The following is a 17,060-nucleotide window of genomic DNA, read 5'->3' as shown; positions in this document are numbered from 1 at the left end:
CAGCTCCCTTCCTCCTGTCCCGAGGTTGTTATGCCAGGCCAAGGCCTGTTGTAAGTGCTTCAGGACGGAACGGTGGGCACCGTGATGGTGCCCAAATAAATATAGAATGTGGAGACAACCCCCCATGCAAACCGACACAACTCGCGAGAACCCGCAAGGCTCCGTGCCGCAGGGCGCTGATTCGAATATGGATCTGTCCGCCACCGCGCCCGGCCAATTGCGCGTGATCAAGCGTAACGGCACTGTCGTTCCTTACACCGATGACAAAATCACCGTCGCCATCACCAAAGCGTTTCTTGCAGTTGAAGGCGGCACCGCTGCCGCTTCGTCGCGTATCCACGACACCGTTGCCCGCCTGACCGAACAAGTCACCGCGACCTTCAAGCGTCGCATGCCCTCGGGCGGCACCATTCACATCGAAGAAATCCAGGACCAGGTCGAACTGGCCCTGATGCGTGCCGGCGAGCAGAAAGTGGCCCGCGACTACGTGATCTACCGTGATTCGCGTGCCAAGGAACGTGCCGTACACGCACCGTCCGCCGAAGCCGTGCAAGCTCACCCGTCGATCCGCATCACCCTGGCTGATGGTTCGTTCGCGCCCCTGGACCTGGGCCGCCTGAACACCATCATCACCGAAGCCTGCGAAGGCCTTGAAGAAGTCGACGGCGACCTGATCCAGCGTGAAACCCTGAAGAACCTGTACGACGGCGTGGCCCTGACCGACGTCAACACCGCCCTGGTGATGACCGCCCGTACCCTGGTTGAGCGTGAGCCGAACTACTCGTTCGTCACCGCCCGCCTGTTGATGGACACCCTGCGTGCCGAAGGCCTGGGTTTCCTGAAAGTCGCCGAGAGCGCTACCCACCACGAAATGGCCGACCTGTATGCCAAGGCCCTGCCTGCCTACATCGCCAAGGGTATCGAATTCGAATTGCTGAACCCGATCCTGGCCACCTTCGACCTGGAAAAACTCGGCAAGGCCATCAACCACGAGCGTGACCAACAGTTCACCTACCTGGGCCTGCAAACCCTGTATGACCGTTACTTCATCCACAAGGACGGGATCCGCTTCGAACTGCCGCAGGTGTTCTTCATGCGCGTGGCCATGGGCCTGGCGATCGAAGAGAAGAACAAAGAAGACCGTGCCATCGAGTTCTACAACCTGTTGTCGTCCTTCGACTACATGTCGTCGACCCCGACCCTGTTCAACGCCGGCACCCTGCGTCCACAGCTGTCGAGCTGCTACCTGACTACCGTGCCGGATGACCTGTCGGGCATCTACCACGCGATCCATGACAACGCCATGCTGTCCAAATTCGCCGGCGGCCTGGGCAATGACTGGACTCCGGTTCGTGCACTGGGTTCGTACATCAAGGGCACCAACGGCAAGTCCCAGGGCGTTGTACCGTTCCTCAAAGTAGTGAACGACACCGCTGTAGCCGTAAACCAGGGTGGCAAGCGCAAAGGCGCAGTGTGTGCGTACCTGGAAACCTGGCACATGGACATTGAAGAGTTCATCGAGCTGCGCAAGAACACCGGTGATGATCGTCGTCGTACCCACGACATGAACACCGCCAACTGGATCCCTGACCTGTTCATGAAGCGCGTCTTCGATGACGGCCCGTGGACCCTGTTCTCGCCGTCCGAAGTACCAGACCTGCACGACCTGACCGGCAAGGCCTTCGAAGAGCGCTACGAGTACTACGAAGCCCTGTCCCAGTACCCAGGCAAGATCAAGCTGTTCAAGACCATCCAGGCCAAAGACCTGTGGCGCAAGATGCTGTCGATGCTGTTCGAAACCGGCCACCCATGGTTGACCTTCAAAGACCCGTGCAACCTGCGCAGCCCACAGCAGCACGTGGGCGTGGTCCACAGCTCGAACCTGTGCACCGAGATCACCTTGAACACCAACAAGGACGAGATCGCCGTTTGCAACCTGGGCTCGATCAACCTGCCGAACCACATCGTGGGCGGCAAGCTGGACACCGCCAAGCTGGAACGCACCGTCAACACCGCCGTACGCATGCTCGATAACGTTATCGACATCAACTACTACTCGGTGCCACAGGCGCAGAATTCCAACTTCAAGCACCGTCCGGTCGGCCTGGGGATCATGGGTTTCCAGGATGCTTTGTACCTGCAGCACATTCCCTACGGTTCGGACGCTGCGGTCGAATTCGCCGACAAGTCCATGGAAGCGGTCAGCTACTACGCGATCCAGGCTTCCTGCGACCTGGCCGACGAGCGCGGCGCCTACGAGACGTTCCAGGGTTCGCTGTGGTCCAAGGGCATCCTGCCGCTGGACTCGCAACAGATCCTGATCGAGCAGCGTGGCCAGAAGTACATCGACGTTGACCTCAACGAATCCCTGGACTGGGCGCCGGTACGTGCCCGTGTGCAGAAAGGTATTCGTAACTCCAACATCATGGCCATCGCACCGACCGCGACCATCGCCAACATCACTGGCGTGTCGCAGTCGATCGAACCGACCTACCAGAACCTGTATGTGAAATCGAACCTGTCGGGCGAATTCACCGTGATCAACCCGTACCTGGTCCGCGACCTGAAAGCACGCGGCCTGTGGGACTCGGTCATGATCAACGACCTGAAGTACTACGACGGTTCGGTGCAGCAGATCGAGCGCATCCCGCAAGAACTCAAAGAGCTCTACGCGACGGCCTTCGAAGTGGACACCAAGTGGATCGTTGACGCCGCCAGCCGTCGTCAGAAGTGGATCGACCAGGCCCAGTCCCTGAACCTGTACATCGCCGGTGCTTCGGGCAAGAAGCTCGACGTGACCTACCGCATGGCTTGGTACCGTGGCCTGAAAACCACCTACTACCTCCGTGCCCTGGCCGCGACCAGCACCGAGAAGTCGACCATCAACACCGGTAAGCTGAACGCTGTATCCAGCGGCAACCACGGTGATGATTCGGTGCTGGCTGCTCCAGCCGGTCCGGCGCCAGTGCCAAAGGCCTGCGCGATTGACGAGCCGGATTGCGAAGCTTGCCAATAAGCTGAGCCCGCCCTGGGGCTAACCCTCCAAGGCTGAAAAGCCCCCGATACACCCAAAGTGTATCGGGGGCTTTCTTTTGCCCGGAAAAACCCTCGTACGAGACTAGATCAACACGGTGGCTATACCCGATGCAGGCACACCGCCTCGCTGCCCCCACAGCTCAATGCGGCCGTTAATCACCGCCATCGAATGGCCGCCGTACTCCACCGTCCCGACCTTGCTGTTCCTCAAGTCGGCATCGGTCGCCTGCCTGTAAAGCCCCTTGAGCCCTATGCGGTCCAAACCCTCTCGCGAATACTCTCCATCGTTAAGGGTCTTGATGGCATCCTTGAAACTGCGCGCAGCCTTACCATCGTTGTTTTCCATCTGGGCCCGCTTGGCGCTCGCGGCAAATATGAAGTTGGCGGACGTTATCATCGAAGGATCATCTCCCTCGAATCGGGCCTCCTTTGCGGCCTCCTTGAATTCTTCCTTGGAAAAATGAACCTTGTATCCATCGCGCATCGTCACGTCATAGCCATCGCCCGCCCCTTTAACCTCCTTGAACACATCCGTAGGCTCCTTGCCATACCGCATCATGGCGGCCTTTATTGCGGAAACCGTCACACAATTGCCGTCAGGCCCTTGCTTGAAACCACTCCAGATATTGCCCGATTCTTTACCGGTTCCCGGCTTTTGACCGGGGTTGCTGTTATCAGGCTTGTAGTTGAAATAATTCCTCCCGTTGGTATAAGGCTTATCGGACATTTTTTCGGCAGGGCCAAACCCCGCAGGGTTCACTCTACCGCCGCCGCCACCGCCACCTCTTGGCGATGGCGGGCTGGGTGGCGCTACGTCATCACTGGGAAACCATTCGTCCAGCATCCGCTTGAGAAACTCGAGAAACTTGCTATCCGCGCTCTCGCCCAGCTTGTTTAGCGCCTCCTTGAATTTTTCGTCACCCATTTTCTGGCGCAGATCATTCAACTTGTCGCGCAGATCCTGCACCGTCTGAGTCTTGCCGGCTTGCTCGGCATCGAACAGTTGGCTGAGCAACGTCTTGACCGTCGACGCTTCGCCAGCAGGCCCAACGGCAGGCAACACCGTCGGTGCCGCAGCCGGTGTGAACATCACGCGCCCCGTACCTGGTGCGGACCACCCTAGACTCTCCATGCTCCGCCCTCCCAAGATTGGTGAGCCAACAGGGCTCTGGCCCCATCAGTGGCGAAGCAGGAGCGGAGTGTTCCTTCCCATGCATTTCAACGCGTTACCTGATGCTCTGCGCTGGGTTTTCCTACGCCCACAAAAAAGCCCCTCCTAGGAGGGGCTTCTTGTGCAGCACTAGCGCATCAGGTCATCTGAATGATGGTCTGCATGATGGTGCTCTGGGTGGAAATGGTCTTGGCGTTCGCCTGGTAGTTGCTCTGGGCCTTGATCAGGTCCACCAGCTCATTGGTCAGGTTGACGTTGGAGTTCTCCAGGGAGTTGGCCACGATCGAGCCCAGGGTCCCGGCTTCTGGTGCATCGTAGCCAGGCTGGCCAGAGGCGAAGGTTTCTTTCCAGGTGGTGCCACCTGCGGGCTGCAGGCCTTGCTCATTATTGAAGCTGGCCAGGGAGATCTGGCCGATGGCCTTGCTCTGCTGGTTGCTGAAGGTGGCGAACAGCACACCGCTGCCGTCGATTTTCAGCCCGGTGATTTCGCCGGTGGCATAGCCATCAGTGATCGGCGGGTTGCGGTAGCTGGCCGAGTTGTACTGAGTGATATCGGACATGTTGATCGCAATACCGCCCGGGTTGGCAGCAGCCCCGTTGTCAGGGTTCCACACGCCATTATCCATGACGCCCGGCTTCCAGTTGCTGATGGTCAGGGTGGTGTTGGATACGGTGCTTGGCGGAGTGACGATCCCCTTGAGCGTGCCTGATGTATCAAATGTCACCGTGGAGGCCACCGGCGCAACCGCACCTGTGCCCTTGACCGGCGTACCGTCAGGATTGCGTCCGTCGATCAGGGTGTAGGACTTCCAGGTATTGGAGCCGGTTTTCACCATGTACTGCACCATCTCATGGGCATTGCCTTGAGTGTCATACAACGTGGTGCCGTACTGCTCGGTAAACGTGCTCGCTTCAGTCGGATCAAACGGGCTGGTCGTCTGGTCGATCACCGGCTTGGAGGAGTTCAGGTTGCTGCTGGAGTCAACCTTGGTCGACGCTTTGGGCGGCAAGTTGGACAGGTTGATCCGCAGGTCGGTCAGGCCGCTCTTGGAGATTTTGCCATCTTCATCGGCAGCGTAGCCCTGCAGGCGCGAGGTGCCGGTGTTGTTGGTGATGTAGCCGTCCTTGTTCGCCTGGAACGAGCCATTACGGGTGTACTCCAGCGAGCCGTCGCTACCCTTCTGCACGAAGAAGCCGCCGCCCTGGATACCCATGTCCAACACGCCACCGCTGCCGTTGACTTCACCCTGGGTGAATTGTTGGGAGACCGCCGCCAGGTTAACGCCCGTGCCGATGGTTTTATTGCCAGTGCCCAAGCGGGACGCCGCATAAATGTCGCCGAACTCTGCGCGGGACGACTTGAAGCCAGTGGTCGCGACGTTGGCGATGTTGTTGCCGGTCACGTCCAGTTGTTTGTTGGCCGCATAGAGGCCGCTAAGGCCGATATTAAAAGACATGTTTCTCTCCTCTTGCCGTATCTAGCCGGCTCTATGTACCGATAGTCTGAATTTGCGACAGCTTGATGCTGCCCATGCCGCCAGAAAGATTGAGCAGCATTTCGCCGCCAGTCTGGCTCAAGGTCACGCTGGTGACCGTGGCCGGCAGCGAGGTTTTCAGGGCAACCGAATCACCAGCGTCATTCTTGGTGCTGGCCGCGAAGGTGTAGGTGCCGGAATCCAGCTGCTCGCCCGCCTCGTTCTTGCCGTCCCAGATAAAGTCCGACTTGCCGGCGCTCTGGGCGCCCAGATCGATGGTCTTGACCAGCTTGCCGTCCTTGTCGGTGACCTTGACGGTGACGTTGCCCACCGACGAACCCACGGCGACCGAGCCGGTGAAGCTCTTGCTGGTGTCGACCATGGCCTTGTTGGTTTCGATAATCACCGAACGCCCGACCAGCGACGAGGCTTGCAGCGCCTGCGACGACTTGTAGTTGCCGGTGATGGTGTTCACCGAGTCGTTCAGGGTGTTGATGCCTTCCAGGCTGCTGAACTGCGCCAGTTGCGCGACGAACGCGCCGTTGTCCTGGGGCGACAGCGGGTTCTGGTTCTTGAGCTGGGTAACCAGCAGTTGCAGAAACGCATCCTTGCCCAGGGACTGGTTGCCCGAGGCCGCCTTGGCCGTGTCGGCCAGGTTGCCCTGGCTGGACTTGGCATCCTTGACCTTGGAGTCGAACAGACTCTGGATCGTCGACTGATTCGACACATCGTTAGTGACAGACATGCTTTAGCGCCCCTTATCACTGACCGAGGGTCAGGACCTTCTGCATCATGGCTTTGGCGGTGTTCATCATTTCCGCGTTGGTCTGGAACGAGCGACTGGCGGAAATCATGTCAGCCATTTCCTCGACCACGTTGACGTTGGGGTAGTACACGTAGCCCTTTTCGTTCGCGGCAGGATGATTGGGCTCGTAGCGCGCTTCGAGGTTGCTCTGGTCTTCGACCACCCCCAGCACCTGGACGCCCTGGCCGGCAGCATCCTGGCTCTGGAACAACGAATCGCTGCCGCCGTTCTGACCGGCCTGGAACATGGTGGCGAACACCGGGTGCCGGGCGCGGTAGGTCTGGTCGATGCTCGACGACACTGTCTCGGCGTTGGCAATGTTACTGGCGACCGTGTTCAGACGCGTGGTCTGGGCGCTCATGCCACTACCGGCAATATTGAAAACACTGGATAGAGACATGGCTTACTCTCCGCGCAGGGCTGACATCAGCCCTTTGAATTTGCTGTTGAGCAGGGTGAAGCTGGCCTGGAAGTTCACCGAGTTCTCGGCGTAGTTCGATTGCTCCAGCTGCGCATCGACGGTGTTCTGGTCGATCGACGGCTGCATCGGCGTGCGATACATCAGCGACTCATCGCCACTGCTCAGGCCCTGGGCTTCGATATGACGGTTATTGGTCATGTTCAAGGCGAAGGAGCCGTTCTTGGTCTTGTCGCTCTGTGCGGCGAGCACGGCGGCAAAGTCCAGGTCCCGAGCCTTGTAGTTCGGGGTATCGGCGTTGGCGATGTTGTTAGCCAGGACTTCGGCACGCTGGGCGCGGAAGCCCAGGGCTTGTTCGTGGATACCGAGCGCTTTATCGAAGCTGATGCTCATGGCGGAAACCTTTAGGGGCTGACCTGCTTTTCGTAACAGGGTTATAGCAAGCCCCATGCCAGGTTTATCAACCCCAATAAATCAAGGGGTTAGGCAGGCATTGCCGGCGGCAATGGCGCAAAAGCGGCAACGCTTTTCCGCGAAACGTCAGGAAAGCGGCAATGGGCATTGCCGTTTAAAGAAAGCGGCAGGAGCCGGATTGCCGGTTCCTGCGGAGGTGGCCTGGAGGAGTGCCATCAAGTCAGAACCAATACGTTCTCTTTCCATTCGTGCCCCCTGCCATCGGAAATCTTGCCCGCCGTGGCTCTCTGTCCCACTTTGCCCCAGCGCTCCTCCATTCCCCCAATTACCGCCATCGAGTGCGCGGTACCGGCACCGCCCACATCCTTGTCTATCGTACCCACCATGCCACTTTGCAAGTCGCGCAAAGTCCCCTGTCTGACATGATCCTTCAGGCCCAACCGGACAAACACATCCTTGGTGTACTCACCGTTTTTAAGAGAGTCCAAGGCCTTGGCATAGCTGTGCCCTGATCCTTCGTGGTTTTCGTTCTGCGCCCGCTTGGCACTGACGGCGTATATAAAGCTGGCGTCCTTGATCATCGCGGGATCACTTCCTTTGAGCCCGGCGTGCTGGGTGGCCTGTTGCAGTTCCTGCCGGGTCAAATCCACGGTTTTCCCATCCCGCATGGTGACATGGTAGCCATTGGCGGTTTTCTTCACGTCCTTGAAGATATCGGTCGGTTTCTGGCCAAAACGCTGCATTGAGGCCTTGATGGCTGAAATAGTGGCGCAGTTGCCGTTTTCACTCTGGAAAAAACCGCCAAAAATATCCGCGGTTTTTCTCCCCGGCGTCGCGCTATTGGAAGGAAAAAAATTGTTGTGAGCCAGGGCAGAATTACCGCCGGATGGATAAGCGCCATAATTGAAAGGCTGGCTCGAAGCCCTGGGATTACCCGAGACAAAATTCATACCCGGCGGCCTGGGGCCATGGGCGCCAAATACAGGCCTTGAACCTGCCTGCCCTCTTCCCGCCAAGGGATCATCGATACGCCGCTGTTCAACTGAAGAATCGAATGCAAACCGTGCGCCTTGCGGACCGTACCCTGATGAAACGTTTCCCATACACCCTCCTCCTGGTGAGCGCGACGAAGAGTCAATCCCACCGTCGCAAACACGACTTTTCGTATTGGGCGGGCTGAATTTGCCCACCCAATGCTGGGTGGTGAGGAAGGAAACATCAGTTCCAGCAGGGCACGCCCCAGGATCGCCGGACAAAAAAAAGGAGCCCCTGGGGGCTCCCTTTTGCGTCGGCTCGGCTCAAGCCATCACTTGGCCTGGTAGATAATGCCTGGGCTGCACTGCACCATCTGGTAATGATCCGGCAAACCGTTCAGCGCCTCGGACGCGCCGAGGAACAAATAGCCGCCACGCTTGAGCGTACCGTGGATGCGCAGCAGGATGTCCTTCTTCACTTCAGCCGAGAAGTAGATCAAGACGTTGCGGCAAAACACGATGTCGAACTTGCCAAGGCTGGCGTAGCTGTCCAGCAGGTTGAACGAGCGGAACTCCACCCGGCTCTTGATCGGCGCCTTGACCGCCCAGCGCCCGGCGCCCTTGGGGTCGAAGTAACGCTGCAGGCGCTCCGGGGACAGGCCGCGGCCCAGGGCCAGGCTGTCGTATTCGCCGGTCTTGCAGTTGGTCAGCATGGTGCCGGACAGGTCAGTGGCAACAATTTGCACCCCGGCCTTCAACTGGCCCATGTTGGTCCGTTCGAACTCATCGATGGACATCGACAGCGAATAGGGTTCCTGCCCAGACGAACACGCCGCCGACCAGATGCGCAAGCGCTGGCCAGGGCTAGCCTTGATGGCCTCGGGCAATACCTTGTTCTTGAGCACCTCGAAGGGGTAGGTGTCACGAAACCACAGGGTTTCGTTGGTAGTCATGGCATCGACCACCATCTCCTTGAGCCCGCTGCGCGGTTGGCCCTGGATGCGCTGTACCAACTCGCCCAGGGACTTGATGCCCTGCTGCTCCATCAATTTGTTGAGACGGCTTGATACCAGGTATTGCTTGTTTTCACCGAGCAATATGCCACAGGCTTTTTCCAGGAAGACCCGGAACTGTTCGAAATCCAAATTACCCGTAGACAATGAAACCGCCTCTTAACTCGTGTGACCGCCAGGGAGAAAGCCCCTAGCCGTGATCTGCAGATTTGATCCGTTCAACGACCCGGGATGCCAGGTCATCAGGACGGAATTTGGCCAGGAAGTCATCGGCACCGACCTTCTTGACCATTGCCTGGTTGAATACACCGGACAATGAAGTATGCAGGATGATATGCAATTTTTGCATGCGTGGGTCGTTGCGTATCTCGGCCGTGAGGGTGTAGCCGTCCATTTCCGGCATCTCGATGTCGGAAATCATCATCAGGAATTCTTCTTCCGGCTTCTTGCCTTCATCCACCAGCTTGCGCAGGTAGTCCAGCGCCTGGCGGCCGTCATTGAGCGCCACCACTTCGACACCGACGGTCTGCAGGCACCGGGACACCTGCTTGCGCGCCACCGACGAGTCATCCACCGTCAACACCCGCAGGGACACGGCCTTCTGCTGGGTCTGCTCATCCACCACACCCACCGAAATATGCTCCGACGTCGGCGCCACTTCCGCGAGGATCTTCTCCACGTCGATGATTTCCACCAACTGGTTATCGACCCGCGTCACTGCCGTGAGGTAGTGGTCGCGCCCGGTGCCCTTGGGTGGTGGATGGATCTCTTCCCAGTTCATGTTGACGATACGTTCCACCGAGCGCACCAGGAAACCCTGGGTCTTGGTGTTGTACTCGGTGATGATCACAAACGGGTTCTCGCGATCCTGCAAACCGGCAGAACCGGTGGCCATCGCCAGGTCAAGAATCGGAATCGTCGAGCCACGGATGTTGGCCACGCCACACACCACCGGGTTGGACTTGGGCATTATGGTGAGCTTGGGGCATTGCAGCACCTCCCGCACCTTGAAGACGTTGATGCCATATAGCTGCTTGCCATCGAGTCGAAACAGCAACAACTCCAGGCGATTCTGCCCTACCAGCTGTGTGCGCTGGTTCACTGAATCCATTACACCCGCCATGCCCAGACTCCTACGCTACAAAACTTACGGGTACGACGCGCCCCCAACACGAAACGGCACGCGCTTTGCTTTTTATTGGCCATGGACATCAAAACGACAGTTTCCCGACGCCTTCGCTCGCCACAGTACCGCAGATTACTCTGCGCCTGGATGGCGTTGCTTGCCTTGGGCGCAGGCCACCAGGCCCACGCCGACAACGTCACCTTGCCTGATCTGCTTATCGGCGTCACTCAAGGCTTTCTTGAGTTCACTGTAGAAGATTATCTGGCGAGCACCCAGACACCGGGCCGTTATGAAATCCAGGTCAACCAACTGGACCCGCGTTTGCGCATGCCCATGTGCGACAAGGAATTGACAGGCTCCCTGGAAAGCCCAGCCCAGCCCATTGGTCGCGTGACCGTGCGCGTGCGCTGCGACGGCAGTTCGCCCTGGACCGTGTTCGTGCCGGCCCAGGTCCGGTTGTTTCGTGACGTAGTGACCGTTACTCGCCCGCTCAAGCGTACCGGCATCATCGGCTTTGAAGACGTGGCCCTGCGCGAGCGGGACATCAGCCAGATCAGCCAGGGCTACCTCACCTCCGTGGACCAGGCGGTCGGGCAGAAACTGACCCGACCAATGGTAACCGACCAGGTCATCACCCTGGTTCACCTGGAACAGGCAGAAGTGGTGCGCAAAGGTGACCAGGTGGTGATATCCGCCAGCAGTGGCGGCCTGAACGTGAAAATGCCGGGGGAAGCCCTGGCCAATGGCGGGATGAGCGAACAGATTCGCGTGAAGAACCTCAACTCCAAGCGCGTGATCAAGGCCCGGGTAACAGCGCCTGGCCAGGTGGAGGTCGCGCTATAGATCACTGGCGTGGGACGCTGGCTTTTCCTACACTGTGCCCGAGATCACGCTGTGCACAGGTTTATTGTCGATCGAGCCTAAAGTTTGTCCGGGTATGGCCGAAAACATGGCAAGCGTCCAAATACCCAGAGGTTTTTTAACATGGTCATTGATTTCAGCCGATTGAACAGCGCCCAGGCAACGCCCGGCGGCACGCGTACCAACGCGGCCAAGGACAGCGTTGAAGCCAAGGCCCCGGCACTGCCCGCCAAGGCAGAACAAACCGCTTCGACCCAAAGTGGCGAATCGGTGCATTTGAGCAACGAGGCTCAACAGTTGCAGAAGATCACGGACTCGCTGCGCGATCAGCCAGTTGTCAATAAAGCCCGCGTGGCCGAGTTGAAACAGGCGATTGCCGATGGCAGCTATCAGATCGACAACGACCGTTTAGCCGGCAAAATTATCAAAGCCGAGCGCTAGGCCAAGGCCTGCGCCAGGCTTTTGGACGCTTAAAACCCAAGGCCAGCCATGCACGACGAAAATCTGCTGCACCTGATCACTGAAGACCTGGCTCCCGCGCAACACCTGCTGGAGCTGCTTCAAGACGAATTCGTAGCCCTGTGCGGCCGCGATATGCGCCTGCTGGAAGATATCCTGGCACGCAAGCAATCGTTGATCATCCTGCTTGAACAACACGGCCAGAAACGCAGCCAGATCCTGCTCAGCCTGGGCCTGCCCGCTGATCACAGCGGCCTGGAGCAACTGGCCAGCCACTCGTCGGTCGGCGACCAGTTGCTGGCCCAGAGCGCAGCGCTCAATGAGTTGTTGATCAACTGCCAGCAAGCCAATGTGCTCAATGGCCAGTCGATCCAACTGCAGCAAGCCACCACCGCCAACCAGCTGCGCATCCTCCATGGCGGCGAACCTCCAGCACTGTATAACGCCCAGGGCTCCACCTCACGGCTGGTCAAGCCCAGCACCCTCAGCCAAGCCTGACGCCGGTTTATTGCGCGCCCTATCAAGGCGTGCCACATGCTGGCAAAATGCCGGTTCTTGCGTGTAGTCGTATTTTGTCTGGAGATGGAAGAACCGTGTTCAACACCCTTAGCGCGGAAGATGCTCCGCAGCCCCCCAAGGTCCTCACCACCCCTCTGGAAATTGCCAGCACCCTGCGGCTGCTGCAAGAGAGCCACGACCCGCTGATCATCACCTTCCACGAACGCAACCAGCGCTTCCAAAGCTACCTGGTGGATGTCGACAAGGACAGCAAGACCCTGAGCCTGGACGAAATGATCCCGCCCGAAGGTGAACGCTATCTGGAGAATGGCGAAGCATTTCGTATCGAAGGCTTTCACGAAGGCGTGCGCGTGGCCTGGGACAGCAATGGCCCGCTGACCATCGGCGCAAAGGACGGCCACCGCATCTATAAAGGCAGCCTGCCGGAAGAAGTGGTCTACCATCAGCGCCGCAATGCCTTTCGCGCGGCATTGAAACTGGCGCAACTGGTGAATATCGAACTGGGTGGCGAGAAACTCAAGGCACCTATCAGTGGCAAGCTGCTGGATATCTCTGCCACCGGCTGCAAGCTGCGCTTTGAAGGTGATATCTCCGAGCGCCTGCAACTGGGCCAGGTGTACGACCGCTTTATCGCCGCCCTGCCCTTCGGCAGCATGACCACGGCGGTGGAGCTGCGCTACCTGCACTTCGAAGAAAGGATCAACACGACCTTTGCCGGTGTGCGCTTTCACAACATGAGCGGCCTGGTGCAGCGCCAGGTTGAGCGGTTTGTCTACCAGCTGCAGCGCGAGGCGCGACGGTTCGATAAAGACGACGACATGTAAGCGCCAAACCACAGGCACAAAAAAACGGGCAGCTCCCTTGGGAACTGCCCGTTTTTTTGTTTCAGGGGCGGGCCCGGCTCAGGTCATGCGGGTGTTCATCCGGGTCAGGATGCTCCGGCGGCTCGGGCTCGGGCTGCGGCTCCATCTCCGGCTCTGCGTCGGGCGCAGGCTCTGGCGCGGCGGTTTGCATCTGGTCCTGGACCACCTGCTCATCCACACGCGGGTCGAGGGCTGCCACCAATGGCGAACTGGACATGCTGTCGGGCATGGCCACGTGGTGCAACGGCGCGTCGTCCACCTGATGCAGGTTAGTCACAGCCTTGGGGCGAATACGCCAGACCAGGATCAATGCGCACAGGCTGAAGAAGGCATAGAGCATCTGGTTGCCAAACAGCTTCATCACCACGCCGGCCAGCAACGGCCCGATACTCGCGCCCACCCCGTAGGTCACCAGCAACATCGCGGTGAGCGACACTCGGCGATCACCTTCGACATGGTCATTGGAAAATGCCACGGCCAGCGGATAGAGGCAGAACTGCACCAACGAGCACAGGAACCCGGCAATAAACAGCACTTCCAGCGGCACCTGGGTCATGATCGCCAGCGGCAATGCCGCCACCGCCAGGCACAGGGCGAAACAGCGAATCAACAAGGCGCGGTCATAGCGATCGGACAGCCAGCCCAGCGGCCACTGCACCAACAGGCCGGCAAAAATGCAGCTACCCATGAACAGGCCGACCTGCTCGGTGCTCAAGCCCTGTTGGGCCGCGTACAGCGGCGCCAGGCCATAGAAGGAGCCGACGATCAGGCCCGCCCCCAACACCGTACTCAAAGACTGCGGCACGCGCTTGATAAAGAAGCGCGGCTCCATCGGCGCCGGATGCAAGGGCGCGGGGTGAATACGCCGGGTCATGGCGACCGGCACCAGGCACAGGGCAAAACACAGCGCCACCAGCATCAGCAACTCAAGCCCCAATTGGGGGTGCATGACCAGAATCAGCTGGCCCAGCACCAGGCCCAGGTACGACGCGATCATATAGCCGCTGAACACCACGCCACGCTGCTTGGCATCCGCCTGCTCGTTGAGCCAGCTCTCGATCACCATGTACTGGCACATCATGCCGAGGCCGACGATTATCCGTAGCACGATCCAGGCCGGCAGCCAGTCCACCAGGCCATGGCCCAGCACCGCCGCACCGACAATCCCGGCACAGGTGGCATAGGCCCGGATATGACCAACGCGGGCGATCAGGCGATGCCCGATCTTGCCACCCAGCACCAGGCCAAAATAGTTGGCCGCCATCAGCGCACCGACCCATAGGCTGTCGACGTTATCCGCCGCCAGGCGCAAGGCCAGGTAGGTACTGAGCAGGCCGGAGCCGATCAGCATCATCAAGGAGGCGAAATAAAGGGCTCGAAAAGATTTCCAGATCTGGCGCATCGGCGTTCCGAGCGGCTCCTTGCAGTGGGTGTCAGGCAATTCGCACTAGCCTGAGGGCGAAGCGTCGTTAAGCCCAGGCACCCAACTACACAGGCACCCAGGGGCATTTTGATCCAGCAAGCGGCACAACCTCGGGATCACCGAAGCATGCAGCCTTCGATGAACTTGGCACCCAACAGTTCCTTCGCTGTTCAGCTACGTGTCAGACGCATCCAGACCGGGGGCGAGGTACAAGGTTTTAACAATATATCTCGCCAGCCAGCCCAAAGGCACTGGCCAAGCGGCCAAGAAAACAGCCGCCCATAAAAAAACCCCGCCAGCAAAATCTGATCGGGGTTTTTCAGCGTCTCGGCCAGGGTGGAGGCGAGACTGCAAATGGTGTCCCAGGGCCGGTTCGAACGGCCAACCTTCCCCTTAGGAGGGGATAGGATATTAAAGACCAAGCAAGACAGATACCACCATATCCGGCATAACGCGTTGTTTTATTAGTTTTTTTAATAAAATGAGAGACAATCGTGGCCACTAAAAGACCTTGAGCGACAGGAGAAGTAGTTGCTAAAGTAGTGACCAGTAGTCACCTAGAGCATCGACATATGGCAGGCAATAGCCAAGACAAACGCGTCAACGATCAACGACTAAGAGGGCTCGGCGACGGGGGCACTCTTACCGAGTCTATGCTAGGTCGCGGGACTGGGAGCATCCTGTTTAAAAAAGTAGGCGCCGTTACGACAGCTTACTACCGCTGGACGATTAACAAAAAAGCAGGACTTTTGAGCATAGGCCAATACCGATCCACTCCCAATGCTCCCGGCCTCACGCTAGCGGAAATCCGAGAGAAGGCACGCGACCTCGTCGCAATTTTGCTGGAGCACGGCAACCCCAAGGCATATCTAGAGAAAAACGGTATGCGTCCGGGCATCACCCCTTGCGTAACTAAACCGGCTGCCACCTATGCGGCAGCAACTCCTCAATTTCACTCGCCCGCTGCGTCGGCAGACGCGTGAGGACGTCCTTCAAGTAGGCATACGGATCATGCCCATTCAGTCGCGCCGACTGGATGAGGCTCATGATGGCTGCCGCCCGTTTTCCACTTCGCAACGAGCCTGCAAAGAGCCAGTTCTTGCGCCCAAGAGCCCATGGCCGGATCTGGTTCTCACACCAATTGTTGTCTATGGGCACAGCCCCGTTATCAAGATAACGCGACAACGCCGTCCAGCGTTTGAGGCTGTAATCGAGCGCCTTGCTGATGGCCGAGCCGTTGGGCACAAGGTCGCGCTGGGCGATCATCCAGGTGTGTAACGTAGCCATCACCGGAGCTGCTTTTTCTTGCCGTATTCGGCGGCGTAAGTCCGGCTCCAGGTCACGGACTTCATTTTCGATTTCGTACAACAACTGGATATAGCGCAAGCCTTGTTCAGCGATATGGCTCTTGTTGGTCGCGTGCAGCTCGAAGAACTTTCTCCGGGCATGGGCCATGCAGCCGATCTCGGTTACACCGAGTTCGAAGCTGGCCTTGTAGCCACCGAAATCATCACAGACCAGTTGGCCTTTCCAGTCTTGCAGGAAGTTTCGGGCATGCTCTCCGGCGCGGCTGAGGCTGAAGTCGTAGACCACCGCCGCCGTTTCGCAGAACTGGCTGGTGGCATAGGCCCAGACATATGAGCGATGGGTTTTATTCAGACCCGGCATGAGCATTTGTACCGGCGTTTCATCGACATGAACGACCGGGTGTGCGAGTACAACATCGCGCAGTGCATCAACCAATGGCTGCAATTGCACACCGCAGGCCCCCACCCATTGAGCCAGCGTCGAGCGCGGGATCGCCAAGCCGGCACGGCCAAAAATCGATTCCTGGCGGTAAAGGGGCAAATGATCGGCAAACTTGGCGATCATGACATGAGCCAACAACCCAGCGGCCGGGATGCCTTTGTCGATGATCTGTGCCGGTACCGGTGCCTGGATCAGTGTTTCGCAGTCATCGCAGACCCACTTGCCACGCACATGGCGCTCGACGGTAAACACGCCAGGCGTGTAGTCCAGTTTTTCGCTGACGTCTTCGCCGATACGTTTAAGTGCGCAGCCGCATGGGCAGTGAGTGTTGTCCGGTTCGTGATGGATCAGCGTGCGCGGAAACTCCGCTGGTAATGCAGTGCGCTTGGGCTTCTGTTTGGTCTCGGTCGGTGCCGGGGCGAGTTGTAACGTTTGAAGCTCAGCCTCGATCGCCGCGATATCGGTGTCGATCAAGTCATCGAGCAAGCTGGCCTGCTCCGGGTGCATCTGCTCGCTGCGCTTGGCGTACTTGAACCGCTTGAGCTGCGCGATCTCGTGGGTCAGCTTCTCGATGAGGGTTTTGTCGTGATGGATTTTCTTGCCCATCGTCTCGACCGTTTTGCCGAGGGTATCGACTGTCTTGCCCAGCGTATCCACCTCTTGATCGAGGGTGCCGACACGCTGCATTAACTGCGCGGCCAGTGCGCGCAGTTGTTCGGGTGTCAGGTGGTCAAGATCGGGGAGCGAAGTCATG

At 58.7% G+C, this 17,060-nt stretch carries 15 protein-coding genes; 5 read left to right on the top strand and 10 right to left on the bottom strand.

Annotated elements, in window-relative coordinates; translation table 11 throughout:
• The first annotated feature begins 124 nt into the window (after positions 1-124).
• Positions 125-3,016: a ribonucleoside-diphosphate reductase subunit alpha gene (locus HBO19_RS03835; protein ID WP_170043770.1), complete on the top strand. Its 2,892-nt coding sequence runs from the start codon at positions 125-127 to the stop codon at positions 3,014-3,016.
• 102 nt (positions 3,017-3,118) lie between these two features.
• Here the strand turns inward: HBO19_RS03835 and HBO19_RS03830 are convergent, their stop codons facing one another.
• From HBO19_RS03830 to HBO19_RS03795, 8 genes are all read right to left on the bottom strand, one after another.
• A complete protein-coding gene (locus HBO19_RS03830) occupies positions 3,119-4,126 on the bottom strand; it encodes a hypothetical protein (RefSeq protein WP_169955261.1) in 1,008 nt (335 codons plus the stop codon).
• 218 nt (positions 4,127-4,344) lie between these two features.
• On the bottom strand, positions 4,345-5,664 hold the full coding sequence (gene flgE, locus HBO19_RS03825; RefSeq protein ID WP_169955180.1) for a flagellar hook protein FlgE: 1,320 nt from the start codon (positions 5,662-5,664) through the stop codon (positions 4,345-4,347).
• Between the two features lie 31 nt (positions 5,665-5,695).
• The gene (flgD, locus tag HBO19_RS03820) at positions 5,696-6,427 is read right to left on the bottom strand and encodes a flagellar hook assembly protein FlgD (protein ID WP_170056925.1); all 732 of its coding nucleotides are present in this window, start codon (positions 6,425-6,427) and stop codon (positions 5,696-5,698) included.
• A 16-nt stretch (positions 6,428-6,443) separates the two neighbouring features.
• Complete coding sequence (gene flgC / locus HBO19_RS03815) at positions 6,444-6,887, bottom strand: flagellar basal body rod protein FlgC (protein WP_169955178.1); 444 nt, start codon at positions 6,885-6,887, stop codon at positions 6,444-6,446.
• Positions 6,888-6,890: 3 nt separating this feature from the next.
• Positions 6,891-7,298, bottom strand: coding sequence for a flagellar basal body rod protein FlgB (flgB, locus tag HBO19_RS03810; RefSeq protein ID WP_057439685.1), 408 nt, complete (start codon positions 7,296-7,298; stop codon positions 6,891-6,893).
• A gap of 236 nt (positions 7,299-7,534) precedes the next feature.
• The gene (locus HBO19_RS03805; RefSeq protein ID WP_170056924.1) at positions 7,535-8,422 is read right to left on the bottom strand and encodes a hypothetical protein; all 888 of its coding nucleotides are present in this window, start codon (positions 8,420-8,422) and stop codon (positions 7,535-7,537) included.
• Positions 8,423-8,625: 203 nt separating this feature from the next.
• The gene (cheR, locus tag HBO19_RS03800) at positions 8,626-9,453 is read right to left on the bottom strand and encodes a protein-glutamate O-methyltransferase CheR (RefSeq protein ID WP_057439687.1); all 828 of its coding nucleotides are present in this window, start codon (positions 9,451-9,453) and stop codon (positions 8,626-8,628) included.
• Between the two features lie 43 nt (positions 9,454-9,496).
• On the bottom strand, positions 9,497-10,429 hold the full coding sequence (locus HBO19_RS03795; protein WP_169955176.1) for a chemotaxis protein CheV: 933 nt from the start codon (positions 10,427-10,429) through the stop codon (positions 9,497-9,499).
• An 81-nt stretch (positions 10,430-10,510) separates the two neighbouring features.
• Between HBO19_RS03795 and flgA the strand changes: the two genes are divergently transcribed.
• The 4 genes from flgA to HBO19_RS03775 all read left to right on the top strand — a co-directional run bounded on the left by flgA (position 10,511) and on the right by HBO19_RS03775 (position 13,095).
• The gene (gene flgA, locus HBO19_RS03790) at positions 10,511-11,275 is read left to right on the top strand and encodes a flagellar basal body P-ring formation chaperone FlgA (RefSeq protein ID WP_169955175.1); all 765 of its coding nucleotides are present in this window, start codon (positions 10,511-10,513) and stop codon (positions 11,273-11,275) included.
• Positions 11,276-11,416: 141 nt separating this feature from the next.
• A complete protein-coding gene (flgM, locus tag HBO19_RS03785) occupies positions 11,417-11,734 on the top strand; it encodes a flagellar biosynthesis anti-sigma factor FlgM (protein WP_057960432.1) in 318 nt (105 codons plus the stop codon).
• 48 nt (positions 11,735-11,782) lie between these two features.
• On the top strand, positions 11,783-12,250 hold the full coding sequence (locus HBO19_RS03780) for a flagellar protein FlgN (RefSeq protein ID WP_170043774.1): 468 nt from the start codon (positions 11,783-11,785) through the stop codon (positions 12,248-12,250).
• Positions 12,251-12,345: 95 nt separating this feature from the next.
• Positions 12,346-13,095, top strand: a complete 750-nt coding sequence (locus tag HBO19_RS03775) for a flagellar brake protein (protein WP_169955173.1) — start codon at positions 12,346-12,348, stop codon at positions 13,093-13,095.
• Positions 13,096-13,156: 61 nt separating this feature from the next.
• Here HBO19_RS03775 and HBO19_RS03770 read toward each other — a convergent pair whose 3' ends face one another.
• Entirely contained in the window at positions 13,157-14,536 is a 1,380-nt protein-coding gene (locus tag HBO19_RS03770; RefSeq protein WP_169955172.1) for an MFS transporter, read from the bottom strand.
• A gap of 933 nt (positions 14,537-15,469) precedes the next feature.
• Positions 15,470-17,059: an IS66 family transposase gene (locus tag HBO19_RS03765; RefSeq protein WP_033901900.1), complete on the bottom strand. Its 1,590-nt coding sequence runs from the start codon at positions 17,057-17,059 to the stop codon at positions 15,470-15,472.
• Position 17,060: the final 1 nt, after the last annotated feature.

Source organism: Pseudomonas sp. WS 5021, assembly GCF_012985535.1.
Classification (GTDB): domain Bacteria; phylum Pseudomonadota; class Gammaproteobacteria; order Pseudomonadales; family Pseudomonadaceae; genus Aquipseudomonas.
This window is presented reverse-complemented; position numbering and strand designations above follow the sequence as displayed.